This window comes from Aureimonas sp. Leaf427, from assembly GCF_001425485.1.
GTDB lineage: Bacteria > Pseudomonadota > Alphaproteobacteria > Rhizobiales > Rhizobiaceae > Plantimonas.
On sequence record NZ_LMQW01000005.1, the window covers coordinates 81,879 to 106,827 of the forward strand.

32 protein-coding genes are annotated in these 24,949 nt (G+C 67.1%); 26 read left to right on the forward strand and 6 right to left on the reverse strand.

The window, feature by feature from the left end:
* Positions 1 to 160: 160 nt before the first annotated feature.
* From ASG62_RS05565 to ASG62_RS05610, 11 genes are all read left to right on the forward strand, one after another.
* Positions 161 to 1,522, forward strand: a complete 1,362-nt coding sequence (locus ASG62_RS05565; RefSeq protein ID WP_056696141.1) for an aspartate aminotransferase family protein — start codon at positions 161 to 163, stop codon at positions 1,520 to 1,522.
* Between the two features lie 59 nt (positions 1,523 to 1,581).
* The gene (locus tag ASG62_RS05570) at positions 1,582 to 2,769 is read left to right on the forward strand and encodes a Zn-dependent hydrolase (protein ID WP_413814178.1); all 1,188 of its coding nucleotides are present in this window, start codon (positions 1,582 to 1,584) and stop codon (positions 2,767 to 2,769) included.
* A gap of 32 nt (positions 2,770 to 2,801) precedes the next feature.
* Positions 2,802 to 3,017: an antitoxin MazE-like protein gene (locus ASG62_RS05575; protein ID WP_056696143.1), complete on the forward strand. Its 216-nt coding sequence runs from the start codon at positions 2,802 to 2,804 to the stop codon at positions 3,015 to 3,017.
* The gene (locus ASG62_RS05580; protein WP_056696145.1) at positions 3,017 to 3,391 is read left to right on the forward strand and encodes a type II toxin-antitoxin system PemK/MazF family toxin; all 375 of its coding nucleotides are present in this window, start codon (positions 3,017 to 3,019) and stop codon (positions 3,389 to 3,391) included. Before ASG62_RS05575 ends, ASG62_RS05580 begins: the two co-directional genes overlap by 1 nt.
* Positions 3,391 to 4,839, forward strand: a complete 1,449-nt coding sequence (gene hydA / locus ASG62_RS05585; RefSeq protein WP_056696146.1) for a dihydropyrimidinase — start codon at positions 3,391 to 3,393, stop codon at positions 4,837 to 4,839. The genes ASG62_RS05580 and hydA overlap by 1 nt, the downstream gene beginning before the upstream one ends.
* A gap of 6 nt (positions 4,840 to 4,845) precedes the next feature.
* On the forward strand, positions 4,846 to 5,655 hold the full coding sequence (locus tag ASG62_RS05590) for an ABC transporter ATP-binding protein (protein WP_056696148.1): 810 nt from the start codon (positions 4,846 to 4,848) through the stop codon (positions 5,653 to 5,655).
* A 147-nt stretch (positions 5,656 to 5,802) separates the two neighbouring features.
* Entirely contained in the window at positions 5,803 to 6,306 is a 504-nt protein-coding gene (locus tag ASG62_RS25320) for a DUF559 domain-containing protein (RefSeq protein ID WP_082537316.1), read from the forward strand.
* Positions 6,303 to 6,635 carry a hypothetical protein gene (locus tag ASG62_RS05595; protein ID WP_056696150.1) on the forward strand — a complete coding sequence of 111 codons (333 nt, stop codon included), beginning with the start codon at positions 6,303 to 6,305 and terminating at the stop codon, positions 6,633 to 6,635. The genes ASG62_RS25320 and ASG62_RS05595 overlap by 4 nt, the downstream gene beginning before the upstream one ends.
* Positions 6,632 to 7,540, forward strand: a complete 909-nt coding sequence (locus ASG62_RS05600; RefSeq protein WP_244487619.1) for an ABC transporter permease — start codon at positions 6,632 to 6,634, stop codon at positions 7,538 to 7,540. The genes ASG62_RS05595 and ASG62_RS05600 overlap by 4 nt, the downstream gene beginning before the upstream one ends.
* Complete coding sequence (locus ASG62_RS05605; RefSeq protein WP_082537317.1) at positions 7,537 to 8,499, forward strand: ABC transporter permease; 963 nt, start codon at positions 7,537 to 7,539, stop codon at positions 8,497 to 8,499. The genes ASG62_RS05600 and ASG62_RS05605 overlap by 4 nt, the downstream gene beginning before the upstream one ends.
* Before the next feature lie 51 nt (positions 8,500 to 8,550).
* Positions 8,551 to 9,537 (forward strand): ABC transporter substrate-binding protein, encoded by a 987-nt coding sequence (locus tag ASG62_RS05610; protein WP_056696151.1) that lies wholly within the window; start codon positions 8,551 to 8,553, stop codon positions 9,535 to 9,537.
* 79 nt (positions 9,538 to 9,616) lie between these two features.
* Here ASG62_RS05610 and ASG62_RS05615 read toward each other — a convergent pair whose 3' ends face one another.
* On the reverse strand, positions 9,617 to 9,991 hold the full coding sequence (locus ASG62_RS05615) for a VOC family protein (protein ID WP_056696152.1): 375 nt from the start codon (positions 9,989 to 9,991) through the stop codon (positions 9,617 to 9,619).
* A gap of 68 nt (positions 9,992 to 10,059) precedes the next feature.
* Positions 10,060 to 10,752: a helix-turn-helix transcriptional regulator gene (locus ASG62_RS05620; RefSeq protein WP_056696155.1), complete on the reverse strand. Its 693-nt coding sequence runs from the start codon at positions 10,750 to 10,752 to the stop codon at positions 10,060 to 10,062.
* Between the two features lie 180 nt (positions 10,753 to 10,932).
* Here ASG62_RS05620 and ASG62_RS05625 point away from each other — a divergent pair, with 180 nt between their 5' ends.
* From ASG62_RS05625 to blaOXA, 3 genes are read left to right on the forward strand one after another with little or no spacing between them, the layout of a single operon-like run.
* The gene (locus ASG62_RS05625) at positions 10,933 to 11,523 is read left to right on the forward strand and encodes a biotin transporter BioY (protein ID WP_056696166.1); all 591 of its coding nucleotides are present in this window, start codon (positions 10,933 to 10,935) and stop codon (positions 11,521 to 11,523) included.
* Entirely contained in the window at positions 11,520 to 11,951 is a 432-nt protein-coding gene (locus ASG62_RS05630) for a DUF1284 domain-containing protein (protein WP_056696168.1), read from the forward strand. The genes ASG62_RS05625 and ASG62_RS05630 overlap by 4 nt, the downstream gene beginning before the upstream one ends.
* A 56-nt stretch (positions 11,952 to 12,007) precedes the next feature.
* Positions 12,008 to 12,826 carry a class D beta-lactamase gene (gene blaOXA / locus ASG62_RS05635; RefSeq protein ID WP_056696169.1) on the forward strand — a complete coding sequence of 273 codons (819 nt, stop codon included), beginning with the start codon at positions 12,008 to 12,010 and terminating at the stop codon, positions 12,824 to 12,826.
* Positions 12,827 to 12,850: 24 nt separating this feature from the next.
* Here blaOXA and ASG62_RS05640 read toward each other — a convergent pair whose 3' ends face one another.
* A complete protein-coding gene (locus ASG62_RS05640) occupies positions 12,851 to 13,459 on the reverse strand; it encodes an NAD(P)-dependent oxidoreductase (RefSeq protein WP_056696228.1) in 609 nt (202 codons plus the stop codon).
* 101 nt (positions 13,460 to 13,560) lie between these two features.
* Between ASG62_RS05640 and ASG62_RS05645 the strand changes: the two genes are divergently transcribed.
* Entirely contained in the window at positions 13,561 to 13,953 is a 393-nt protein-coding gene (locus ASG62_RS05645; protein WP_056696171.1) for a winged helix-turn-helix transcriptional regulator, read from the forward strand.
* A gap of 19 nt (positions 13,954 to 13,972) precedes the next feature.
* On the opposite strand, the gene fliI is transcribed toward ASG62_RS05645, so the two are convergent.
* Positions 13,973 to 15,307 carry a flagellar protein export ATPase FliI gene (gene fliI, locus ASG62_RS05650; RefSeq protein ID WP_082537318.1) on the reverse strand — a complete coding sequence of 445 codons (1,335 nt, stop codon included), beginning with the start codon at positions 15,305 to 15,307 and terminating at the stop codon, positions 13,973 to 13,975.
* A complete protein-coding gene (flgF, locus tag ASG62_RS05655) occupies positions 15,304 to 16,029 on the reverse strand; it encodes a flagellar basal-body rod protein FlgF (protein ID WP_056696173.1) in 726 nt (241 codons plus the stop codon). The genes fliI and flgF overlap by 4 nt, the downstream gene beginning before the upstream one ends.
* A gap of 311 nt (positions 16,030 to 16,340) precedes the next feature.
* Here flgF and motA point away from each other — a divergent pair, with 311 nt between their 5' ends.
* From motA to ASG62_RS05690, 7 genes are all read left to right on the forward strand, one after another.
* Positions 16,341 to 17,210 (forward strand): flagellar motor stator protein MotA, encoded by an 870-nt coding sequence (gene motA / locus ASG62_RS05660; protein WP_056696176.1) that lies wholly within the window; start codon positions 16,341 to 16,343, stop codon positions 17,208 to 17,210.
* Between the two features lie 16 nt (positions 17,211 to 17,226).
* Positions 17,227 to 18,162: a FliM/FliN family flagellar motor switch protein gene (locus ASG62_RS05665; protein WP_056696179.1), complete on the forward strand. Its 936-nt coding sequence runs from the start codon at positions 17,227 to 17,229 to the stop codon at positions 18,160 to 18,162.
* Entirely contained in the window at positions 18,143 to 18,547 is a 405-nt protein-coding gene (locus ASG62_RS05670; protein WP_056696181.1) for a hypothetical protein, read from the forward strand. The genes ASG62_RS05665 and ASG62_RS05670 overlap by 20 nt, the downstream gene beginning before the upstream one ends.
* A 198-nt stretch (positions 18,548 to 18,745) precedes the next feature.
* A complete protein-coding gene (gene fliN / locus ASG62_RS05675; RefSeq protein WP_056696233.1) occupies positions 18,746 to 19,081 on the forward strand; it encodes a flagellar motor switch protein FliN in 336 nt (111 codons plus the stop codon).
* A gap of 6 nt (positions 19,082 to 19,087) precedes the next feature.
* Complete coding sequence (locus ASG62_RS05680; RefSeq protein WP_082537319.1) at positions 19,088 to 20,134, forward strand: flagellar motor switch protein FliG; 1,047 nt, start codon at positions 19,088 to 19,090, stop codon at positions 20,132 to 20,134.
* A 239-nt stretch (positions 20,135 to 20,373) separates the two neighbouring features.
* Positions 20,374 to 21,456: a flagellar biosynthesis protein FlhB gene (flhB, locus tag ASG62_RS05685; RefSeq protein WP_056696185.1), complete on the forward strand. Its 1,083-nt coding sequence runs from the start codon at positions 20,374 to 20,376 to the stop codon at positions 21,454 to 21,456.
* A gap of 214 nt (positions 21,457 to 21,670) precedes the next feature.
* Positions 21,671 to 22,108, forward strand: a complete 438-nt coding sequence (locus ASG62_RS05690) for a hypothetical protein (RefSeq protein ID WP_056696187.1) — start codon at positions 21,671 to 21,673, stop codon at positions 22,106 to 22,108.
* Between the two features lie 142 nt (positions 22,109 to 22,250).
* Here the strand turns inward: ASG62_RS05690 and ASG62_RS05695 are convergent, their stop codons facing one another.
* Positions 22,251 to 22,715 (reverse strand): chemotaxis protein CheW, encoded by a 465-nt coding sequence (locus ASG62_RS05695; RefSeq protein ID WP_056696189.1) that lies wholly within the window; start codon positions 22,713 to 22,715, stop codon positions 22,251 to 22,253.
* Between the two features lie 187 nt (positions 22,716 to 22,902).
* On the opposite strand from ASG62_RS05695, the gene flgB reads away from it, so the two are divergent.
* From flgB to flgG, 4 genes are read left to right on the forward strand one after another with little or no spacing between them, the layout of a single operon-like run.
* Positions 22,903 to 23,283: a flagellar basal body rod protein FlgB gene (gene flgB, locus ASG62_RS05700; RefSeq protein ID WP_156381976.1), complete on the forward strand. Its 381-nt coding sequence runs from the start codon at positions 22,903 to 22,905 to the stop codon at positions 23,281 to 23,283.
* Positions 23,284 to 23,289: 6 nt separating this feature from the next.
* Entirely contained in the window at positions 23,290 to 23,706 is a 417-nt protein-coding gene (flgC, locus tag ASG62_RS05705) for a flagellar basal body rod protein FlgC (RefSeq protein ID WP_056696195.1), read from the forward strand.
* Positions 23,707 to 23,711: 5 nt separating this feature from the next.
* Positions 23,712 to 24,035, forward strand: a complete 324-nt coding sequence (locus ASG62_RS05710; RefSeq protein ID WP_056696197.1) for a flagellar hook-basal body complex protein FliE — start codon at positions 23,712 to 23,714, stop codon at positions 24,033 to 24,035.
* Positions 24,036 to 24,047: 12 nt separating this feature from the next.
* Positions 24,048 to 24,833: a flagellar basal-body rod protein FlgG gene (gene flgG, locus ASG62_RS05715; protein ID WP_056696199.1), complete on the forward strand. Its 786-nt coding sequence runs from the start codon at positions 24,048 to 24,050 to the stop codon at positions 24,831 to 24,833.
* The last annotated feature ends 116 nt before the right edge of the window (positions 24,834 to 24,949 follow it).

The window sequence follows — 24,949 nt, forward strand, 5'->3', positions numbered from 1 at the left end:
GCACCATGCGGAGCGCCTTGTGGAGCCGGCACCGGAGCGCCGCCGAAGCGGCTTGACCGGCTCCGAACCACCTTCTAGCCTCCATTTTGACCATCCAGTCAAGAAACCGGAAAAGCCGCGGATCGAGCGAGCGCCGGGGACATCGGAGCCGCTGCCCGCCATGAACGAGACCCTTTCCATTCGGGACGGCCAGCCCGTTTCCAACAGTCCCGTCGCGCCGAACAATCTGGAAGCCTTCTGGATGCCGTTCACGGCGAACCGGCAGTTCAAGCAGACGCCGCGCATGTTCGTGGGCGCCAAGGATATGCACTACACGACATCGGACGGACGGCAGGTTCTCGACGCCACGGCCGGCCTCTGGTGCGTGAATGCCGGCCATTGCCGCCCGAAGATCACCGAGGCGATCCAGAAACAGGCGGCCGAGCTCGACTATGCGCCGGCCTTCCAGATGGGACATCCGAAGGCCTTCGAGCTGGCCTCGCGTCTGGCTGCGCTGGCCCCCTCCGGCCTCGACCATGTCTTCTTCACCAATTCGGGCTCGGAATCGGTCGACACCGCGCTGAAGATCGCGCTGGCCTATCAGCGCGTGCGCGGCGAGGGCTCGCGCTTTCGGCTGATCGGGCGCGAACGCGGCTATCACGGCGTGAACTTCGGCGGCATCTCGGTCGGCGGCATCGTCGGCAACCGCAAGATGTTCGGCACTCTGCTCACCGGCGTCGATCACATGCGCCACACGCACGATCCCGAGCGCAATCCCTATCCCGTCGGCGAGGCCGAGCACGGCGTGGAACTCGCCGAAGACCTCCTGCGTATCGCGACGCTCCACGACCCCTCGACCATCGCGGCCGTCATCATCGAGCCGGTGGCCGGCTCGACCGGCGTCCTGCCGCCGCCGAAGGGCTATCTGAAGCGCCTTCGCGAGATCTGCGACCAGCACGGTATTCTCCTCATCTTCGACGAGGTCATCACGGGCTACGGACGCATGGGCGCGCCCTTCGCGGCCGACCATTTCGGCGTGACGCCGGACATCATGGTGACGGCGAAGGGGCTGACCAACGGCGTCATTCCCATGGGCGCGGTCTTCGTGAAGGACACGATCTACGAGGCCTTCATGAACGGCCCCGAACATCTCATCGAGTTCGCCCACGGCTATACCTATTCCGGCAACCCGATCGCCTCGGCCGCGGGCCTCGCGACGCTCGAGACCTACAAAGAAGAGGGCCTCTTCGAGCGCGCCAAGGCGCTGACCCCGCTCTGGTCCGATGCGATCCAGTCGCTGAAGGGCGAAAGGCACGTCATCGACATCCGCACGACCGGTCTCATCGGTGCCGTCGAGCTGGAGCCGATCGCGGGCCAGCCGACCAAGCGCGCCTTCGCCGCCTTCCTCGAAGCCTTCGAGCGCGGGCTTCTCATCCGCACGACCGGCGACATCATCGCGCTCTCGCCGCCGCTGATCGTCGAGGAAGCCCAGATCGGCGAGATCGTCGATACGCTGCGCTCGATCCTGCGGGGCCTGAATTGAGCGCCGCCGCCTCCAACCTCCAGATCGACGCGGACCGGTTGTGGAACGCGCTGGAGGACATGGCGAAGATCGGCCCCGGCATCGCCGGCGGCAGCAATCGCCAGACGCTGACCGACGAGGACGGGGAGGGGCGCAAGCTCTTCCAGTCCTGGTGCGAGGCGGCGGGTCTCTCCATGGGGCTCGACACGATGGGCAACATGTTCGCCCGCCGCGAGGGCACGGATCCCGAGGCGCTGCCGGTCTATGTCGGGAGCCATCTCGACACGCAGCCGACCGGCGGCAAGTATGACGGCGTGCTCGGCGTTCTTTCCGGCCTCGAAGTCGTGCGCACGCTGAACGATCTCGGCATCAGGACCAAGCATCCGATCGTCGTCGTCAACTGGACGAACGAGGAGGGCGCCCGTTTCGCCCCCGCCATGCTCGCCTCCGGCGTCTTCGCCGGGCTGCACGAGGAGGCCTGGGCCAAGGACCGCACGGACGCCAAGGGGAAGCGCTTCGGCGACGAGCTGAAGCGCATCGGCTGGGAGGGCGAGGAGCCCGTCGGCGGGCGGAAGATGAAGGCCTTCTTCGAATATCACATCGAGCAGGGGCCGATCCTGGAGGACGAGGGCATTGACATCGGCGTCGTCACCCACGGCCAGGGTCTGAAATGGCTGCAGGTGACGCTGACCGGCAAGGAGAGCCACACCGGCTCGACCCCGATGTACAAGCGGCGCAATGCCGGGCTCGGCATGGCGCGCATCATCGAGCTCGTCCACGAGGTCGCCATGGACGAGCAGCCGGACGCGGTCGGCTCCGTCGGTCATGTCGAGATCTATCCGAACTCGCGCAACATCATTCCCGGCCGCGCGGTCTTCACCATCGACATACGCTCGCCCGACAAGGACATTCTCGACCGGATGGAGGAGCGGATCGAGGACGGGATCGACACGATCTGCGAGGCGCTCGACATCGAGTTCGACATCGAGGAGGTCGGGCAGTTCGACCCCGTGACCTTCGATCCGGCCTGCGTCGCGGCCGTGCGATCGGCGGCGGAGAGCCTCGGCTACACCCATCGCGACATCGTCTCGGGCGCCGGCCACGACGCCTGCTGGATCAACCGCGTCGCCCCGACGGCCATGATCTTCTGCCCCTGCGTCGACGGCCTCAGCCACAACGAGGCGGAGGCGATCTCGAAGGACTGGGCCAAGGCGGGGGCGGACGTGCTCCTGAGGGCCGTGGTGGAGACGGCGGAGATCGTGGGATAGGGTCGGGCGGAGCCGAGGCGAGGAGGATGAGGATGGGGCGGCCCAAGGAACTGACCGACGTCGAGCGGGCCGACCTTTTGGCGCGGGGGTTCCGTCCGGTCGAAGTTTGGGTTCCCGACTGGAACGATCCCGCCTTCGTCGCTGCCGTCGAGGAGGAATGCCGCGCCATTCGGGAATCCGATCGGCGGACACATATGGACGAGACGCTCGATGCCTTCCTGGCCGATGCCTGGGCTGATTTCGACTGATGGAGCGCGGGTCGATCGTCATCGTTTCGGCGCAGGGCGACTATGGGAAGCCGCGTCCGGCGGTCGTCATCCAAAACGGCAGGATGGCGGATCTCGTGGGAAGCGTGACGGTCTGCTTCATGACGAGTGACCTCATCCCGGATGGTCCGATGCGGGTGACGGTGCCTCCCGACCCCGGCAACGGACTGCAGCTCGTTTCTCAGATTCAGATCGAGAAGATCATGACCTTTCCGCGCGCGAAAGTTCGAGGTCCCATCGGACTGTTGATGGAGCAGCAACTGGCTGCCGTCGAACGAGGACTTCTCTTCTTTCTCGATTTGATCCGGCCCATCGACATTTCGATCGTGACGGCTTTGCCTCGGAGGACCGACTGATGACCATCGCGATCAAGGGCGGCACGATCGTCACCGCCGATCTCACCTACCGCGCCGACATCTTGATCGATGACGGCAGGATCGCTGCCGTCGGCCCGGACCTTTTCGGCGACGAGACGATCGACGCTTCCTGCGCTTTCGTCATGCCGGGCGGCATCGATCCGCACACGCATCTCGAAATGCCTTTCATGGGCACCCATTCCGCCGACGATTTCGACACGGGCACGGCGGCGGCGCTCGCGGGCGGGACGACGATGGTGGTCGATTTCTGCCTCCCCGCGCCGAACGAGAGCCTGATCGACGCGCTCCAGGCCTGGCACCAGAAGGCCGGCAAGGCGCGGTCCGACTATTCCTTCCACATGGCGATCACCTGGTGGGGGCAGAAGGTCTTCGACGAGATGCCGCTCGTGGTGGAGCGCGGCATCAACACGTTCAAGCACTTCATGGCCTATAAGGGCGCCCTGATGGTGAACGACGACGAGATGTTCGCCTCCTTCTCGCGCTGCGCGGAGATCGGCGCCATGCCGCTTGTCCATGCCGAGAACGGCGACGTCGTCGCCTTCCTTCAGCAGAAGCTTCTCGCCGAAGGCAACAATGGCCCGGAGGCGCACGGCTACTCCCGGCCGCCGGAGGTCGAGGGGGAAGCGACGAACCGCGCGATCATGATCGCTGATCAGGCGGGCGTGCCGCTCTACGTCGTCCACGTCTCCTGCGAACAGAGCCACGAGGCCATCCGCCGGGCCCGCCAGAAGGGCATGCGCGTTTATGGCGAGCCGCTGATCCAGCATCTGACGCTGGACGAGCGCGAGTATTTCAACGCCGACTGGGATTATGCCGCCCGCCGCGTCATGAGCCCGCCCTTCCGAGACAAGGCGCACCAGGATTCGCTCTGGGCGGGCCTCGCCTCCGGGTCGCTCCAGGTCGTGGCGACCGACCATTGCGCCTTCACCACCGAGCAGAAGCGTTTCGGCCTCGGCGACTTCACCAAGATCCCGAACGGCACGGGCGGCCTCGAGGATCGGCTCGTTGTTCTCTGGACGAAGGGCGTCGCCACGGGACGCCTGACGATGAACGAGTTCGTCGCCGCCACCTCGACCAACATCGCCAAGATTCTCAACATCTATCCCCGCAAGGGCGCGATCTTGCCCGGCGCGGATGCCGATCTCGTCGTCTTCGATCCCTCGGCCACGAAGACGATCCGGGCTGCGACGCAGCAGTCGGCGATCGACTACAACGTCTTCGAGGGCATCGAACTTAAGGGCCTGCCCGTGGTGACGATCTCGCGCGGCAAGGTCGCCTATCGGGACGGCGAGGTGCGGGCGGAGACCGGGGCAGGGCGCTTCGTCGAGCGGCCGGCCGGGCCGGCGCCGGCCAAGGCGCTGTCGACCTGGAAGGAACTGACGGCGCCGCGACGGATCGAGCGATCCGGCATTCCGGCGGGCGTGTAGATCTGAATGCAGGTGGTACCGCCTTTGAGTTCCGCATCCGCCGACGCCGTCATATCCGCCCGCAACCTCTCCCTCGTCTTCGAGACCTCCGACGCCCCCGTTCATGCCCTGAAGGACATCGATCTCACCGTCTCGCGCGGCGAGTTCGTCTCCTTCATCGGCCCGTCCGGCTGCGGGAAGACGACGTTGCTGCGGGTCATCGCCGATCTGGAGCGGCCGACTTCGGGCGAGATTTCGGTGAACGGCCTGACGCCGGAAGAGGCCCGACTCGCCAAGGCCTATGGCTACGTCTTCCAGGCCGCCGCGCTCTATCCCTGGCGCACGATCGAGAAGAACGTCGCTCTGCCCTTGGAAATCATGGGCTTCACCAAGGCCGAGCGCGCGCGGCGCGTGGCGGAGGGGCTCGATCTCGTCGGCCTATCCGGCTTCGGGCGCAAGTACCCCTGGCAGCTGTCCGGCGGCATGCAGCAGCGCGCCTCGATCGCCCGCGCACTGTCCTTCGATCCCGATCTCCTTCTGATGGACGAGCCCTTCGGCGCGCTCGACGAGATCGTTCGCGACCATCTCAACGAGGAGCTTCTGAAGCTCTGGGCGAAGACGAAGAAGACCGTCATCTTCGTCACCCACTCGATTCCCGAAGCCGTGTTCCTCTCCACCCGCATCGTCGTCATGAGCCCGCGCCCCGGCCGCATCCACGAGATCGTCGACTGCGACCTCGGCCCCGACCGTCCTCTCGAAATCCGCGAAACGCCGGAATTCCTGAAGATCGCGCATCGCGTGCGCGAGGGGCTGAGGCTGGGTCATGGCTATGAGTGAGGCGTCTGTCTTAGCTGGACACCCCTCATCCGGCCGCTTCGCGTCCACCTTCTCCCCGGAGGGGAGAAGAATGGCGGTGCCGTCTGATCGCTTGGTTTCTTCTCCCCTGCGGGGAGAAGGTCGCGGCAGCGGGATGAGGGGCGTTCCATGAACGGAGGCCACAAGCCCACGATCGAGCGTGCGCGCGGCCTTCGCCGCAATGAGACAGATGTCGAGTACCGCCTTTGGTACGAGCTTCGCGCCCGTCGCCTCAATGGGTTCAAGTTCGTCCGCCAATTCCCCGTCGGTCCTTACTTTGCCGACTTCGCCTGCCGTACACATCATCTCATCGTTGAACTCGACGGCAGCCAGCACGCCGGGTCGAAAGGCGATATTCTGCGAACGGCCTTTCTCAACGCCAACGGATTTTCCGTTCTCCGCTTCTGGAACGGTGAAGTTCAAGGAGAACTGAACGCCGTTCTCGAAACGATTCTCGGAGTTCTCGAAGGACGGATTGTGGAACGATCCGATGGCGATGGTCTGCTATGCGGTGTGCGGTTCGATCCGGCAACGATGCGGCAGGAGAGATCGCTGGCGGCTTCTGTAAGCCGTGAAGTTTCTCGTCCCCGCCGGGAAGAAGATCCCGTTCGAGGATTGAGGGTTTCTCCATGACCACAGCCGCCAGCCTCTGGCTTCTCGCCACGATCCCCGTCTTCCTCGCCGCCGCTTCCATGTCGCGCTTCTACGTGGCGACGGACAAGCTGTGGGCGGTCGGGGTCATGCTCGTGCTCTATGCAGTGGGCAATCTGATGATGGTGCGGCTGATGCGCGAGAGCGGGCTGGCCGTCGCGATTTCGGTCTCGTCGATCGCGCAGCTCGTGCTCGTCAATCTCGTCGCGTTCCTCGTCTTCGACGAGCGGCTGCCGCCGATGCAGCTGGCCGGCATGGCGCTCGGCACGGTCGGGCTGGTGCTGATGATGTGGCCGGAGACCGCGCCGTGAGCGCCGCCGCCGCCGTGCCGGCTCGCCGTTCCGTGGCTAAGCCGGGACGGGCGCTGCCGGTTCTCGCGGTCGTCGCGGTCATCGTCCTCGTCTGGTATGCGGCCGCCGTTTTCATGAACTGGCAGACGACGGTCGACCGACTCGCCCGCGCGGGGACGGAGACCACGCTGGCGCAAACGATCGGCGAGACCTGGAGCGCGGAGCGGCCGCTTTTGCCGGCGCCCCATCAGATCGTGGCGGAGATTTGGAAGACGACGGCCGGCGTCAAGCCGAGTTCGGCGCGCTCGCTTCTCTTCCATGCCTGGATCACGCTCTCCTCGACGCTCACCGGCTTTGCGGCCGGCACGCTTCTCGGCGTCGCGCTCGCCATCGGCATCGTCCACTCGCAGACGCTCGACAAGAGCCTCATGCCCTGGATCGTCACCTCGCAGACGATCCCGATCCTCGCGGTCGCGCCGATGATCATCGTGGTCCTAAATTCGGTCGGCGTGCAGGGGCTGATCCCGAAGGCCGTCATCTCGACCTACCTGTCCTTCTTCCCCGTGACGGTCGGCATGGTGAAGGGCCTGCGCTCGCCCGATCGTCTGCATCTCGACCTCATGCGCACCTACGCCGCCGGACAGGGCGCGGTTCTCGCCAAGCTGCGCCTGCCGGCCTCGCTCTCCTTCCTCTTCGCCTCGATGAAGGTGGCGGTCGCCGCGGCGCTGGTCGGCGCCATCGTCGGCGAGCTGCCGACGGGCGCCGTCGCGGGCCTCGGCGCGCGGCTTCTGGCGGGATCTTACTATGGGCAGACGATCCAGATCTGGGCCGCCCTCGTCGTCGCCGCCGCCATGGCCGCCGGTCTCGTCGGCCTCGTCACGCTGGCGGAGCGCCTCGTCCTGAAGCGCACGGGAGCCCCGCGATGAGCGGCGGGGCGGCGAGCCTGCGCGGGAGCCCGCTCGTTCCGGCCGTGCTGGCCGGGATCGGGACGGTGGTGCTCCTGGATTCGCTGGCGGAGGGGCCTCATGGAGCCGGCTTCTGGCTGCTTCTCCTCGCCGTCTGGCTCGTCGCATGGCAGCTGACCGCGCGGCTGGCGGCGCTGCGCCCGAAGACGCAGCTCGGCCGGCGCCTCGCCGATATCGCCGTGCCGCTCGTCTTCGGCGCGACCCTCCTGCTTCTCTGGGAGGCCGTCGTGCGGGGTCTTGCCGTGCCGGCCGTTCTCCTGCCGCCGCCCTCGGCCATCGGGGCCCGCATCGCCTCCTCGCTGCCGATCCTCTGGGCCGACTTCCGGCAGACCTTCCTGAAATCGGTGATCGCGGGCTATGTGCTCGGCTGCGGCACGGGATTTCTGGCCGCTCTCCTCATCGACCGCTCGCCCTTCCTGAAGCGCGGCCTTCTGCCGGTCGCCAATCTGGCTTCCGCGCTGCCGATCGTCGGCGTCGCGCCGATCATGGTCATGTGGTTCGGCTTCGACTGGCCGTCCAAGGCGGCCGTGGTCGTGGTCATGACCTTCTTTCCGATGCTGGTGAACACGCTGGCGGGCCTTTCCGCCGCCGGCGCGATGGAGCGCGACCTCATGCGCACCTATGGCGCCGGCCATGGCGCGACGCTCGCCAAACTCCGGCTTCCCGCCGCCATGCCCTTCGTCTTCAACGCCTTGAAGATCAACTCGACGCTGGCGCTGATCGGTGCCATCGTCGCCGAATTCTTCGGCACGCCGATCGTCGGCATGGGCTTTCGCATCTCCGCCGAGATCGGCCGGCTCAACACCGACATGGTCTGGGCGGAGATCGCGGTCGCCGCGCTGGCGGGCTCGGCGAGCTACGGCCTTCTGGCGCTGGTCGAACGGGCCGTCACGTTCTGGCATCCGTCCTACCGGAAGTAGGCATCAGGGGCGGTGCGGGTGGCACGCCTTTCGCAACGAAGGAGTTCGACGATGAGAACCTCTCTCCTGGCCGGCATGGCGCTCGCGCTCGGCCTGTCCGCCTCCGCCCCGGCGCTGGCGGCCGACGCGCTGACGCTGCAGCTGAAATGGGTCACGCAGGCCCAGTTCGCCGGCTACTACGTCGCGGCCGAGAAGGGCTATTACGAGGAGGCCGGCCTCGACGTCACGATCAAGCCGGGCGGCCCGGACGTCGCGCCGACGCAGGTTCTGGCCGGCGGCGGCGCCGATGTCGTGATCGACTGGATGCCCTCGGCGCTGGCCGCGCGCGAGAAGGGCCTGCCGCTCGTCAACATCGCCCAGCCCTTCGCCAAGTCCGGCCTCATGCTGACCTGCCGCAAGGAGACCGGCATCGCCAGCCCCGCGGATTTCAAGGGCAAGACGCTCGGCGTCTGGTTCTCCGGCAACGAGTATCCGTTCCTCTCCTGGATGTCGAAGCTCGGCCTGAAGACCGATGGCGGGCCGGAGGGCGTCACCGTCATCAAGCAGGGCTTCAACGTCGATCCGCTAATCCAGAAGCAGGCCGACTGCATCTCGACCATGACCTACAACGAATACGGCCAGGTGCTCGACGCCGGGCTGAAGCCCGAAGACCTCGTCGTCTTCAAATACGAGGACCAGGGCGTCTCGACGTTGGAGGACGGGCTCTACGTCCTCCAGCCGACACTCGACGATCCCGCCATGGTCGACAAGCTCGCCCGCTTCGTCTCCGCCTCGATGAAGGGCTGGGCCTATGCCAAGGACCATCCGGACGAGGCGGCCGGCATCGTTCTCGACAACGACACGACGGGCGCCCAGACCGAGGCCCACCAGACCTTCATGATGACCGAGATCGCCAAGCTCCTCGGCGACAGCCCCAAGCTCGACACGGCCGCCGCCGAAACGACGGTCAAAGTGCTCATGTCCGGCGGCTCCGACCCGGTCATCACCAAGCAGCCGGAGGGTGCCTGGACGAGCAAGGTGACGGACGCGGTGAAGTAGGCGCCGTCATCGTTTCGACCGCGTGGCCCATTCCGGCTCCACGATGGAGCGGGGCCGCGCGGCCGGGGTCCGATCGACCTCACATGCCTTCGAAGACCGCGTAGACGCGAAGTCGGTGTCCGTCGGGATCGAGGGCGACGAAGGTGCGGCCGAAGTCGAGGTCGGTCGGAGCAAGGGCGATCGTCGCGCCTTTCGCCAGCCAGTCCGCATAGGTCTCGTCGACCGCCGCGGGCTCGGCGAGCTTGAAGCCGAGTTCGCTGCAGCCGGCTTCGGCGGTCGGGGCCGGTTCGACCCCCTGCCGCTTCCAGAGCCCGAGCGCCAGGCCGGACGGAAGCAGGAAGAGGGCGAAGCCCGGGCTGGCCTCCAGTGGTTCGTATCCAAGGAGGCGCGTGTAGAAGTCGGCGCTCGCTTTCGTGTCGCGAACGAAGAGAAGGAGCGTGTTCGTTTCGGTCATGGGAGGCATTCCGTCGTCAGTTGAGACGAGACGGGTCTACCGCGCGATGCTGCCAGTTTCCGGCAGTATCATGGTTCGGGCGCGATCCCCTGCTTCGCCCGCCATTCCTTCAACAGGATCGGACGACGCTTGGCATAGCGCGCGTCGCTCAGCGCGGCGGCGGTGATGCGGTCCGTGCGGAAATGGCGAAAATCCTCGCGGATCTCGCACCAGGCGAGCAGCACGCGGACCTTGTCGAAGAAGGAGAGGGCGAAGGGCCAGACGATCCGCTCCGAAGCCGAACCGTCTTTGTCGCGATAGGCGATGGAGAGTTTGCGCTCCATTCGGATCGCCTTGCGCAGAAGGGCGGAGTCCACCGCATCCGGGAGGATGGCTTCGCCGGGGCCGACGAGAAGCGGCGAGGCGTGGATCGTCTCCGAAAGATCGGGCGGCAGCACGGCGGCGATGCGCGCGAGGGCGGATCGCGCGGCCTCTCGCATCGGGGCGTCCGCCCGGCTCGCCACCCAGCGGGAGCCGAGCACGAGCGCCTCGATCTCCTCGACCGGAAACATCAGCGGCGGCAGGAGAAAGCCCGGTTTGAGCACATAGCCGACGCCCGGCTCGCCCTCGATGCCCGCGCCTTGCGCCTGCAGGCTCGCGATGTCGCGATAAAGCGTGCGGATGCTGACGCCCATTTCCTCGGCCAGCACTTTGCCGCTGACGGGGCGTCGATGCCGGCGCAGCGCATGCAGAAGGTCGAAGAGGCGCCCGGAGCGGGACATGGTCGAATGATAGCAGTATCCGCGCCGTTGCCTCCATTCCCGTCGGCTAGAAACGCCGGATGGACGCCATAAGCTTGCCCGATGTTGAGAAAGCGTCGTACGCCTTCATCGGCCATGGGCTAGCTCACCGAGCGCATGTCCGCAGGGCTGCCCCGTTCCGCTCATCGAGGAGTTTCGACCATGCAGAGTTCCGCCGCCCTCGCACCCACGTCCGTCTTTAGTCCGCTTGCCCTGACCTCGCGCTCCCGCCCGGTCCAGATCGCCGCGGTTCTGGCGGGAACGCTGGTTCTGGCCCTGTCGTCCTATGTCGAGGTGCCGATGATCCCGGTTCCCATCACGCTGCAGACGCTGGCCGTGACTCTGATCGGCGCGCTCTATGGCTGGCGGCTCGGGGCGGTCACGATCGCGGCCTGGCTGGTGGAAGGCGCGCTCGGCCTGCCGGTCCTGGCGGGCGGTGCGGCGGGTGCGGCCTATTTCGTCGGGCCGACCGGCGGGTATCTCTTCGCCTTCCCGATCGTCGGCGCGCTGGTCGGCTGGCTCGCCGAGCGCGGCTGGAACGGCAACCGGGTCGGGCTCGCCTTCCTCTCCATGCTCGCGGGCAATGCGCTCTGCCTCGTCCTCGGCGCCGCCTGGCTCGCGGCCTCGATCGGCGTGGAATCGGCCGTCGTCTACTGCGTCACGCCGTTCATCGTCGGCGGCGTCCTGAAGTCCGCACTCGGCGCGGCGCTTCTGAAGGCGGCCTCGCGCGGCAAGGGTCGCGCCGCCGCATGACCGTCCGGCTGCGGCCGCACCATCTCCTTTGCCTGCTGACCTATGTGGGCAAGGGCTATAGCGCCGCCTTCACCGCCAATTACGATGCGGTGGCGGCGCGCATTGCCGGTGGGGAGCCCGTCCTGATCGTGGCGGGCCCCGACGACATCTGCACGCCGCTCTTGGCCGAGGTCGATGCGCATTGCCGGGAGAGCCGCGTCGCCGATCGCGACGACCTTGCGGCGCGCGACGTCGGTCGTCTTCTCGGCCGGTCCATCGAACCCGGCACCAGCCTCGTTCTCGACCCCGCACGCCTCTTTGCCATGCGGGGCGCCTTCGCCGCCGGCTCGACGCGGGAGGCGTGCTTCGACTGCCCCTGGTCCGACCTCTGCACCTCGGTCGCCGGCGGCGGCTATCACGGCACGATCGTCCCGCACGAGGGCGTTTAAGACTTAGTTCACTCTCCCGAGACGATTGACGTCGCGCAACGAGGGAGGAGACGGTGATGTCGAGATCCAAATGGCTGCGGCTGGCGCTGGTCGCCGCGGTCCTGTCGCCCGGCGCCGCCGGCGCGAGGACGATCTGCACGGTCGTCGCCGACGCGAGCGACGGCCGGGTCCTCGTCGAGGAGGGCGATTGCCGAACGCGGGTGACGCCGGCCTCCACCTTCAAGGTTCCGCTGGCCTTGATGGGCTTCGACTCCGGCCTTCTCGCCGATGCCAAGTCGCCCGTGCTCCCGTTCAAGACCGGCGATGTCGACTGGGGCGGCGAGAACTGGCGGCAGGACACCGATCCAACGCGCTGGATGACGTATTCGGTCGTCTGGTATTCGCAGCGCCTGACCCATCGCCTCGGCGCCGATCGGCTGAGCGATTATGCCCGGCGCTTCGGCTTCGGGAATGCGGACTTTTCCGGCGATCCGGGCAAGGACAATGGTCTCGACCGCGCCTGGATCATGTCGTCCCTGAAGATCTCGCCTGTCGAGCAGGTCGCCTTCTGGCGCAGGTTCGTGAACCGTGAACTGCCCGTCTCCCGCCATGCCTTCGAGGAGACGGATGCGATCGTCGAGTCCTGGCCGCTGAAAGCCGGCTGGACGGCGCGCGGCAAGACGGGCTCCGCCCTCCCGCGTAAGAGGGACGGTAGCTTCGACGAGGCGCGAAGCTTCGGCTGGTTCGTCGGGTCGGCCGAAAAGGCAGGCCGGCGCCTCGTCCTCGCGCGGCTCATCCAGGACGATCGCAAGGAAAAGACTTCGGCAGGCCTTCGGGCCCGTGAGGCGATCCTCGAGGAACTGCCGGGCTTGGTCGAGGCGGCACGCGAGCCATGACGCCGCGCGCCGCCGAGACTGCCGTCAGTAGCCGACGGTGAAGCGCTTGCGCGAATGGGCCGGCTTTTCCAGCTCGTCGACGAGCGCGACCGCGTAGTCCTCGTAGGAGATGCTGCTGCCGGCCTCGGTGGCGAGGAGCTGGTCGGTGCCGAGACGGAACGTGCCGGTGCGGGTGCCGGGGCCGATCAAGGCGGAGGGGGAGAGGAAGGTCCAGTCGAGCTCGGTCTCGCCGCGAAGGCGGTCGAGGAAGGCTGCGCCCGCCGTGGCCTCGGCCTTGTATTCGGCCGGGAATTGCGGCGTGTCGATGAGCTTGACGCCCGGCGCGACCTCCAGGCTGCCGGCGCCGCCGACGACGAGATAGCGCTTCACGCCGGAGGCGCGCACGGCCTCGATCAGCTTGACCGGATCGCTCGCGAGGAAATGGACGGAGCTGATGACGGCGTCGTGGCCGGCGACGAGCGCGGCGAGACCGTCCTGGTCGTAGACGTCGCCGCTCTTGGGCGTGACGCCCGGCTTGCCGTCGAGCGAGGAGGGATCGCGGGCGATGGCCGTCACGGAATGGCCGCGCGAGAGGAGTTCGGCGAGAATGCGCGAGCCGACATTGCCGGTGGCACCGATGAGAGCGACGTTCATGGTCATTCCTTCTGGTTTCTGTTAGAAACCAAGTGGCGGAACGTTGTGCAGGTGTAAAGAAGGCACTTTGCGCTCACCAAGTTACCCGGAGGAGACCTTTCATGAGCTGGGCCGAATGCGCGGGACACAACCCGAACGCCTATGCCGCGTCCTGCCCGACGCGGATGGTGCTCGATCGCGTCGCCGACAAATGGGCGGTGCTGATCCTCGGGCTGCTGACAGGCGGCCCCGTCCGTTTCAACCAGCTTCGCCGGGCCATCGAGGGCATCTCGCAGAAGATGTTGTCGCAGACGTTGAAAAGCCTGGAGCGCGACGGCCTCGTCACGCGCAAGGTCACGCCCACCGTGCCGGTGACGGTGGAATACGCGATCACCCATCTCGGCCGCACCCTGGCGGCGACCGTCGATCCGCTGCGGCTCTGGGCCGAGGCCCATTTCGACGCGGTGCTCGAAGCCCAGCGCCGCTACGATGCCGGATCGGCGGTGGCGGCCTGAGCGGTCGGCCTCCTGCGGCTCAGCCCGCCTGGACCATGCCCGCCTTCAGCCGCCGCGAGAGCTCCTCGAAGGGCTCGGTCGTCACCTCGTCCTGCGGGTGTTGCACCAGCGCCCCGTAGAGATGGGGCACGAGGTCCACCGCCTGGTCCAGCGTGGCGTCGGCGCCGCGCTGGTAGCCGCCGAGAAGCCGCAGATCCTTGGTGTCCTCGAAGCGCGCGATCATGGCGCGAAGGCGCACCACGAGTTCGCGCTCCTGCGGGTTCCAGGAGAGGTCGGCGAGGCGCGAGATGGATTTCAGCACGTCGATCGCGGGGAAGCGGCCTTCCTCGGCGATGCGCCGGTCGAGCACGATATGCCCGTCCAGCGTGCCGCGGATCGCGTCGGCGATCGGCTCGTTGTGGTCGTCGCCGTCGACGAGCACGGCGAAGATGCCGGTGATCGTGCCGGTGCCCTCCGGGCCGGGGCCGGCGCGTTCGAGAAGCCGGGGAAGGTCGGAGAAGACGCTCGGCGGATAGCCGCGCGCGACCGGCGGCTCGCCGGCGGCCAGCGCCACGTCCCGCGCCGCATGGGCGAGGCGCGTGACGGAATCCACGATCAGAAGCACGCTCTGGCCGAGATCGCGGAAGTATTCGGCGATCGCCATGGCCGTCTTCGGCGCGAGGCGGCGCATCATCGGGCTCTCGTCGCCGGTCGCCACGACCGTGACGCAGCGGTGGAGCTGGCCCTTCATCGTCTCTTCCAGGAACTCGCGGACCTCGCGTCCGCGCTCCCCGACGAGGGCGACGACGACCGTGTCGAACCCCTGCGCCCGGGCGAGCATGCCCATCAGCGTCGACTTGCCGACGCCCGAGCCCGCGAAGATGCCGAGCCGCTGGCCCTTGATCAGCGGCGTGAAGATGTCGATCGCCTTGACGCTCGTCTGCACGGGCTCGCGAATGCGCCCGCGCTTCATGGCGCCGTCCGGCTGGGTGTCGGCGACGCGAGGGGTCGGGCCCTGTTCGAGGGGGCCGAGATCGTCGCAGGGATGGCCGAAGGCGTTGATCGTGCGGCCCCGCCAGCTTTCGGCCGGCGACAGCGTCACCGGTCCGGTGCGCCAGGCGACCGAGCGCACGCCGCTCTGGAAGCGCACCGCGAAGGGCTTGACCGTCGCCGCGCTCTCCTCGATGCGCACGACCTCGCCGAGCTCCTCGCCCTCCGGTCCGTCCGCGACGATGCAGTCGCCGAGGCGCAGGAAGGGGGAGAGGCCCGCCACGCGGAAGGCCTGGGGCGACACGTCGACGATATGGCCGGAAACGCGGATGCGCGGATCGTCGAGCCGGCCCGGCGCCGGCTCCGGCGTGCTCTTTCGGCTCACGAGCGCGATCCGAGCGTGTTGATGGCGCTGTCGAGCGACTTCTCGGAGGTCTCGACGAAGTTGGAGGCGCTTTCGAAGGCGCGCTGGACGGCGATGAGCCGGGTCATTTCCAGGATCGGATTGACGTTGGAGCCTTCGGTGAAACCCTGGAGGACGCTGTTGGTGTCGAAGTCGAGAAGCGGCGTCGCGGGCCGGTCCGGCACGACGCCGGAATTGCCCGCGCGCGAAAGCTTGGCGCCGGCCGGCATCTCGAAGAGGCCGACCGCGCCGATCTGGCGTCCGGCCTGCGAGACCATGCCGTCGCGGGCGATCTGGATCGGGCCGGCGGACGGATCGATCTGGATCGGCGCGCCGCCGACGTCGAGGAAGGGATTGCCGGTCAGCGAGACGACGTCGCCCGTGTCGAGAACGGTCATGCGCCCGTCCTTGGTGTAGATCGGCCCCTTCGGCCCCTGCACCGCGAAATAGGCCTCGCCGTTGATCGCCATGTCGAGCGAGTTGCCGGTCTGGGTCATCTCGCCCTTGCGGGTGGAGATGTAGGTCTCGCCCGTCGAGGCGAAGGCGACCGGCTCTTCGGCGGCGCGCGAGATGAAGCTCTCGAACTTCACCTCGGTGGAGCGAAAGCCCGCCGTGCGCGAGTTGGCGAGGTTGTCGGCGATCGTGTCCAGACGCTTTTCCATCGCGAGCTGGGCGGAGAGCGCGACCGGCAGAGAGGTTTGCATGAGATGTCGTTCCCTGGCGCCGAAAGCCGGCTGGTCGTTGGGGCGGCACGATCGGACGGCCGCGAGGGCGACCTCGAACGAGGCGCCGCGAGGCGGTCCGGGCAGGCGAGGGCGCCTTGCCGTCATCGCCAGACCATCGGCAAATTCGCTTGCGCCAGCCTGTTCGGCGAGCCGGCGTTCGGAGCGCCTCCGGCCTTGTCCCGCGCCGGTTCCAAGGCTCGCGTCAGCTTCGCGCGGCGCTGCAAAAACCCGTCAGGCTCACGCAAGTCCCTATCCGTAGCACCGAAAGGAACGGTCAGAAGGGTTCGAACATGGGTATTCTCCTCGGTCTTGTCGTCACGATTGCCTGCGTGCTCGGCGGATACATCGCCGGCGGCGGCCATCTGGCCGTGCTCTGGCAGCCATACGAGCTTCTCATCATCCTGGGCGCCTCGCTCGGCACCTTCATCGTCGCCAACCCGATGAAGGTGATCAAGGACACGGGCAAGGCGATCGGCGAGGCCTTCAAGGACAAGGTGCCCAAGCAGGCCGATTACCTCGCCCTCCTCAGCCTTCTCCACGCGATCATGCGCGAGATGCGGTCCAAGCCGCGCTCCGAGGTCGAGGAGCACGTCGACAACCCCGCGGAGTCCGCGATCTTCAGCGCCTATCCGACGATCCTCAAGGACAAGGCGATGCTGAACTTCATCTGCGACTATTGCCGCCTCATCATCATCGGCAACGTCAAGGGTCACGAGATCGAGTCGCTGATGGACGAGGAGATCCAGACGATCGGCCGCGATGTCGGCAAGCCGAAGGCCGCTCTCCAGGACATCGCGGACGGTCTGCCCGCGCTCGGCATCGTCGCCGCCGTTCTCGGCATCGTCCACGCCATGGGCGCGCTCGACCAGAGCCCGGAAATCCTCGGCCACCTCATCGGCGCCGCGCTCGTCGGCACCTTCGCCGGCATCTTCTTCGCCTACGGCGTCTTCGGCCCCATCGCCCACAAGGTGAAGGTCGTCCGCGACAAGCAGCTGCGCCGCTACGTCATCGTGAAGCAGACGCTCATCGCCTACATCAACGGCGCCATGCCGCAGGTCGCTCTGGAATACGGCCGCAAGACCATCTCCGCCTACGAGCGCCCCACCATCGACCAGGTCGAGGCCGAGACGATCGGCGGCGGCGCGTCGGCCGCGGCCTGATCCAGGGACCATCGACATGCTGGACACCGCCGAACGGGCCAATATCGAGGCGCAGCTCCGCTCCGCCACCAAGCTCGAGCCGGACCGCCTGTCCGGGCTGAAGCTCCTCGCCGAAACCTGGGCGGAAGCGAGCGCCGAGCGGCTGAACGCGGTCTACGCCGCGCCGGTGACAATCGAGTTCGTCGCGCTCTCCGCCTTCACCTTCAAGGCCGCGGCGCCCGAAATCGCCTCCGCCGTCCTCGCCACCACGGTCCGCTCCTCCAAATGGCGCGAGACCGGCTACATCGTCGCCGAGGCAAGTCTCGCCAACACGCTGGTCGAGGCGATGTTCGGCGGTGGCGGGCTCGGCGAGCCGCCGGCGCCGCGTGCCATGACCAAGCTCGACCGCAGCTTCGTCGAGGTCGCGCTCGCCAGCTTCGTGGAAGCCGCCAATCCGGTCTTCGAGACCGTCGCCCCGCTGGACATGACGGCGGGCGAGGTCCTCGCCGGCGCCATCGGCCCGGCGCTCGAGGAGCGCCTCGCGCCCGACGCCCGCGCCTTCCTCCAGCTGACCTTCCGCGTCAGCATCGGCCGGCTGGAGAGCACCGTGCGCTTCGCCCTGCCGGAAAAGGCCGTCGTGCCACACCGGCGCAAGCTTTCCATCGTTCCGGAGGAAAAGCCCTTCGAGGACGCCGGCTGGGCCCGCGAGATCGAAGAGGGTCTCAGCCATGCCGATCTCGAAGTGCGCGCCCTTCTCGACGAGAAGCAGATCACGCTCGGCGAGGTCGCCAGATTCACGCTCGGCCAGACGATCGTGCTCGACGCCACGATGGAGAGCCTGATCATCATCGAGTGCGAGGAGCAGCGCCTCTTCCGCGGCCGGATGGGCGTCCAGCGCGACTCCTATGTCGTGCGCATCGAAGAGCGGGTCGATCCGACGGAGGAGTTCATCGATGATATCCTGGCTGATTGACGGCGTCCTTCTCTCCGCCCTCGTCGTCACGAGCTGGCGCACGGGCCGCATGGTGCAGGAGCTTCGGCGCCTGCGCAGCGAGGAGGCGAGCTTCGGCAAGGCGCTCGCCGAATCCGACCTCGCCATCAACCGCGCCGCCCATGCGGTCGTCATGCTGAAAAGCGAGGGCACGCGCACGCTCGCCGCCCTCGAAGAGCGCATCGCGGAGGCCCGCCTCCTCGCCGGACGCCTGGAAGATGCCGCGAGCCTTGCCGCGCTGCAGCTGGAACTGGCCAACGACAACGGGTTCACCGTCGTCCCGCCGGTTTCCGACGCCACCCCCGAGAGCGAGTGGATGCGGCGACTGGAGTCCCGCCTCGCGTCAGCCTCGACCCTTAAACGTTAACGAGTGGTGCCGGCGACGACCGGCGCAAACCGAATCACCGGGTCGCATCGGCCTCCCCCGACCCGATGCGGACCTGCCCTCAGGGGCCTCTTCCAGGAGATCCAAGCCATGATCGACGAAGACGACGACACCGACACGCTGCAGCCGTCGACGACCTTCGAAGAGGACGAGGACGTGTCCTTCTCCGGCGCCGCCGACATGATGGATGCCGAGGACGAGGTCGAGGAAGAAGCGTTCGTCCAGCCGGAAGGCAAACCGGACCTCAACCTCATCATGGACATTCCCGTCACGATGCAGGTCGTGCTCGGCACGGCGGTCATGCCGGTGTCCAATCTCGTGAAGCTCGGCCGCGGCGCGGTCGTCAAGCTGAACACCTCGATCGGCGACCCCGTCGATCTCATCGTCAACGGTCGCATCGTCGCCCGCGGCGAGGTCGTCGTTCTGGAGAACGAAGAGTCGCGCTTCGGCATCACGCTCACCGAGATCGTCTCGCCCGGTTCCCGGCCGCAGCGGTCCAAAGCCACGGGCGCCTGATAAGCCATGGGACTGCCGGCATACTCCGAAATGGAAAGCGGCGCGGATTCGCACGATCTCCCGGGTCCCGCGCGTGCGGCGATCCTGCTCCTGGCCATGGGTGCGACAGGCGCCTCGCGCCTCCTCAAGCACCTCAGCCCGGACGAGATCCGGGCGATCCGGCAGAGCGTCTCCGATCAGCAGCCGGTTTCGGCCCAGCAGATCGAGCGCCTCGTCGGCGAGTTCCAGGAAGAGTTCAAGACCGGCCCCGGTCTCGCCGGTCTCGACGAGGAACTGAACAAGCTCCTGCGCAACACGATGTCGGCAGACGAATACACCAACATCTTCGGCTCCGACGACTTCATCGACCCGTCCCTCTTCTCCGGCCCGACCCTGTCGGTCTGGGAGGAGCTGGAGAATCTCGGGCCGAAGAACCTGACCGCGCTTCTGTCGGCGGAACATCCGCAGGTGGTCGCGATCGTCATCGCCCGCATGCCGCCGGAAACCTCGGCCGCCGTGGTCGTCGGCTTCGAGCCCGCGTTCCGCAACGACGTGATGCGGCGCGTGCTCAGCGCCAAGCCGCTGTCGATGGAATCGGAATCGGTCATCGAGACGATCCTCAACGACATCTTCGTCGCCGGCTCCGGCAATGCCGAGAAGACCGCGCGCCGCTCGATCCTCGCCGAGATCGCCAACCGCATGGAGAAGACGCAGACGGACGAGTTCCTCGCCTCCATCGAGGAAAGCGAGCCGGAAGAGGCGGTCGCCATCCGCTCCATGCTCTTCGCCTTCGAGGACTTGCCGCGCCTTCAGAAGAAGGCCCGTCTCATCCTCTTCGACGACATCCCAAGCGAGACCGTCACGCTGGCGCTTCGCGGCGCCGCCGCCGAGCTGGTCGAATGCGTCACCTCCTCGCTGGCTGCCCGCGCCCGGCGCATGGTGGAGGCCGAACTCGCCCGCGCCGCCGACGTGTCCCAGAAGGACATCACGGCCGCCCGCCGCGTCATCGCGGCCCAGACGCTGCGCCTGGCAGCGGAAGGCCGGATCAGCATCGGCGAACCCGGCCAGGAGTAAGGGCCGGGCTGAACCGCAGCGCGTCCGAACTCGCGGGGCGCGATGCGGCAAGGGTTGGGGCGAAGCATGTTCGCGCCGCCCGGCGCCGTTCGAAGCCCCTCGGGGCTCTTGCGTCTGCGGCGCCGTCGCGTCCGAGACGGCGAACCGGGCGCAACGCTTCGTTAACGCTCCCGCGCATAGGCCACGCCGGCCCGGCGCCCACGAAGCGAAACCTTAAGGCGAGATAGGGCAGGGTCGCAATGTCGGAGGGTGCAGACAAGGACTCACGGACAGAGGAAGCCACCGAGAAGAAGATCAGCGACACCGTGGAGAAGGGCAATCTGCCGTTCTCGCGCGAAGCGCCGATCCTCGCCTCGCTCCTCGCGTCCATGGCCTTCGTCGGTTTCCAGGCACGCGGCATCACAGGCGAGCTTCTGACGAGCCTCAAGGCCACGTTCGAAAACCCTGTCCAGTGGAACATTCAAAATGGCGTCGACGCCCTGCAGTTTCTTCGCATGGTCGGCATGGACGGCGCCAAGTTCGTGCTGCCCGCCACGAGCTTCTTCCTCGTCGCCGGCATTCTCGCCTCCGTCCTCCAGAACCCGCCCCAGATCAATGTCGAGCGCATCCGGCCCAAATGGTCGAACGTCTCCATGGTCTCCGGCTGGGGACGCCTCTTCGGCCTGCGCGGCTTCACCGAGTTCGGCAAGGCGCTGTTCAAGTTCGGCGCGGTCATCCTCATCGTCGGCTCGCTGCTCGCGAACCGCATGCAGGACACGCTGAAGACCATGTTCTCCGATCCGAACCAGCTACCCGAGACGCTGCTGACGCTCGCCATGCAGCTTCTGTCGGCGGTCTCCATCGCCACGCTCGTCCTCGTGGCGGCCGACCTTCTCTTCTCCCGCATCCACTGGAAGCGCGATCTGCGCATGTCCAAGCAGGAGATCAAGGACGAGATGAAGCAGTCCGAGGGCGACCCGATGGTCAAGGCGCGCCAGCGCCAGATCGCCCGCGAGCGCACCAAGAAGCGCATGATGGCGGCCGTTCCCAAGGCGACTCTCGTCATCGCCAACCCCACCCACTACGCGATCGCCCTGCGCTATTCGCGCGAGGAGGGCGGCGCGCCGATCGTGGTCGCCAAGGGCGTCGATCTCATCGCGCTGAAGATTCGTGAAATTGCAGAGGCGAACAACGTTCCCGTCATCGAAGACAAGCTGCTGGCAAGGTCGATGTACGATCATGTCGAAATCGAGCAGATGATCCCGTCGCAGTTCTTCAAGGCTGTCGCCGAGCTCATCTACTTCCTGCAGTCGAAGTCCTCTTCGAGAGCGGGCGCGGCCTGATCCTCGAACGTCGACGAAGACGTTCGGCCTTCCCAGCCCGTCGAACAGCATGCCCCGCTCCGGTCGCCCGGCCGTGCGGGTCCGGTCTGCTCCTCCGAGCGGGCCGGATACAGGGCGCCGCCCCGGACCGGGAGGGTCCGTGGCTTCGTTGAAGCCTCGCGGCTGAGATCGGCTTCCGGCCGATCTCGCGTTCCGCATCCGTTGGACGGTGTCTATGGGTTCTCACTTCATGCTGAACGTCCGCAACAAGCACACCGCCGAGCGCGAGCGCATCATCGCCGAGGGTATTTCGGAGGTCGTCGCGGAACTTCGGCTGGTGGAGCCCGCCGATTACGTGGCCTTCCTGCGCCTCGACCGGCTCGGCAACATCGCCGACATCGTCCAGTCGTCGAGTCAGCTCTTCCTCAAGGTCGGCACCCTGCGCTTCGCCAACGAAGGGGAGGCGACGCTGCCCTGGGGCGGACCGCCCGAGATCGATCTCGCCATGGAGTTCAGCCATGCCGGCGTCAGCGTCCACTTCCGCCTCGGCATGACCGCGACGCAGGCCTCCGTCTCGATCACCTACCTGTCCTATCCGGGCGGCGCCGGCGATCCCGATGCCGAGACCGATGCGCTGCGCGAGGCCGTCGCCAAGGCGCGCCTGTCGCGCTGAGGGCTTCGGCCTTTCGGGCACAAGAACGAGACAGCACGAAAAGATCCGGCGAGCGAAGGCTCGGCCGGATCTTTTCGTTTCGGGGTCTGCCGGGAGGGCGCTTCGGTCCAAGACCCTCGCGCCCTCACGGGAAATCAGCAGATCAGGCCGCGACCTGGGAGGACGAGCGCGGCAGGATCGCGTCGAGCGCGACGATGCCGACGATGCGCCCGTCGATCATGACCATGCCGTCGAGGCATCCCGAGGCGCCGTCGTCGCCGACGTCGGGCGTCGGCTGGATCATCTCGTCCGTCACCGTGATGATGTCGCAGACCGCATCCGCGAGGAGGCCGATCAGGCGCTGGTCGAACTCGACGACCACGACCACCGAGGAGGGGCTGGGTTCGCCGCCTTCGAGGCCGAGCTGGGCGGCGAGGTCGATCACCGGAACGATCGTGCCGCGAAGATTGATCATGCCCATGACCGAGGGCGGCGAGTGCGGCATCGGCGTCGACGCCATCCAGCCGCGGATCTCGCGGACCTGGATGATGTGGATCATGAACTCCTGGATGCCGACGCGCACCGAGAGAAACTCGCCGCCGCGCGGAGCCTGCCCATCGGACCTCATCCCCTCAGTCATCATTGTCTCCAGCCTTGAAACGGCGAACATCGCTCACCTTGCGCCCATGGCCTTAAACAAGCGTTGAGATCGGCCCCACGAAAGCCTCGGGTCTCTCGCTGCCGTCCCGGCAAGTTTCGGACAAGTGCCTGTCCCTAAACACTTGATGATCACGACAAGTCGGATGGGAACTTCCTTGGACCAGGTCTATCTCTTCGGTCTCGCCTCGCGCCGCGCGGAATGGTTGTCCAACCGCCAGGCGGTCGTCGCCGAGAACATCGCCAACGCCAACACGCCGGGCTTCAAGGCCAAGGACATCAAGCCCTTCGGCGAGGTGATGGAGACGACGCGCCTCGCCATGGCCGGCGACAACGCGCTTCACCTTTCCGATGCCAGCGGCCGCGCCGCCGACATCGACCAGACCACCGAGACGACCTGGGGCACCGTCCATTCCGGCAACTCGGTGAGCCTGGAGCAGGAAATGCTGAAGGCCGGCGAGATCCAGCGCGACTTCTCCCTCGATACGTCCGTCGTCAAGGCGTTCCACCGCTTCCTCCTCACCGCCACGAAGGGCTGACCCGCGATGTCCGATGCGATCCTGTCGTCCCTCAAGATCGCCGCGAGCGGTCTCGAGGCCCAGTCCAACCGCCTGCGGATCGTCTCCGAGAACGTCGCCAACATCCGCTCGACCGGCAAGACGGCCGGCGCCGATCCCTATCGCCGCCAGACCGTGACCTTCGAGAGCGAACTCGACCGGGCGAGCGGCGCCGAGCTGGTGCGCGTCGGCAAGTACGGCACCGACCGTTCCGAGTTCACGACCGAGCACGATCCGGGCAACCCGGCCGCCGACGCCAACGGCTACGTGAAGATGCCGAACGTCAACATGCTGGTCGAGATGTCCGACATGCGCGAGGCCAACCGGTCCTACGAAGCCAATCTCAACGTGATCAAGCAGTCGCGGGATCTGATCTCCATGACCATCGATCTCCTCAGGAGCTGACGCACATGATCTCCGCCATCGGCTCCGGCCTTCCCAGCATCAAGACCTCCGGCATCGGCGCGACCGAGGGACCGGGCGCGGCCGCCTTCTCCGGCGTCCCCGCCGCGGGCGGCGCCGACTTCGCCTCCGTCATGAAGGACGTCGCGGGCGATGCGATCAACACGATGAAGTCGGCCGAGCAGATGTCGATCCAGGGCGTCAACGGCAATGCCTCCACCCAGGCCGTCGTCGAGGCGGTGATGAACGCGGAGCGCACGCTCCAGACCGCCGTCACCATCCGCGACAAAGTCGTCTCGGCCTATCTCGAACTTTCCCGCATGGCGATTTAAGGACCCGATCCAATGAGAGCTCTCGCCATTGCCGCGACCGGCATGAACGCGCAGCAGACCAATGTGGAAGTGATCGCGAACAACATCGCGAACATCAACACGACGGGCTTCAAGCGCGCCCGCGCCGAATTCACCGACCTTCTCTATCAGGTCGAGCGCTCGGCCGGCGTGCCGACGCGCGGCGGCGAGGCGGTCGTGCCCGAAGGCGCGCAGCTCGGCCTCGGCGTTCGCACCGCCGCCATCCGCACGACCCACATCCAGGGCTCGCTCGAGCAGACCGGCAACACGTTCGACGTCGCCATCAACGGCAACGGCTACTTCCAGGTCCAGGGACCGGCCGGCGAGACGCTCTACACCCGCGACGGCGCCTTCAACACGAACGGCCAGGGCCAGCTCGTCACGCTGGACGGCTTCCTCGTCGATCCCGAGATCACGATCCCCCAGAACACGATCAAGACGACGATCTCCTCCTCGGGCGAGGTCTACGCCACCCAGCAGGGCCAGGACCCGCAGCTGCTCGGCCAGCTCACGCTCGTGAACTTCGCCAACGAGCCCGGCCTCGAGGCGCAGGGCGGCAATCTCTTCAAGGAGACGGTCGCCTCCGGCGGTCCCGTCGCGGGCGTGCCCGGCGATCCCGGCTTCGGCGTCCTCCACCAGGGCTATCTGGAAGGCTCCAACGTCGATCCCGTGAAGGAGATCTCGGAGCTGATCTCGGCCCAGCGCGCCTACGAGATGAACTCCAAGGTCATCCAGGCGGCCGACGACATGTCCAAGGTCGTCTCCACCGGCATTCGCTGACGGCGCCGGCGCCGCCGCAGCGCGGCGCCCGCTCTACACCGCCCGGTCATCCGCACGGGCGCGGCCGGTCGTCCCGGCTGCCCCCCAATCCCACGCAAGCGTCAGGAAGGGTGTCC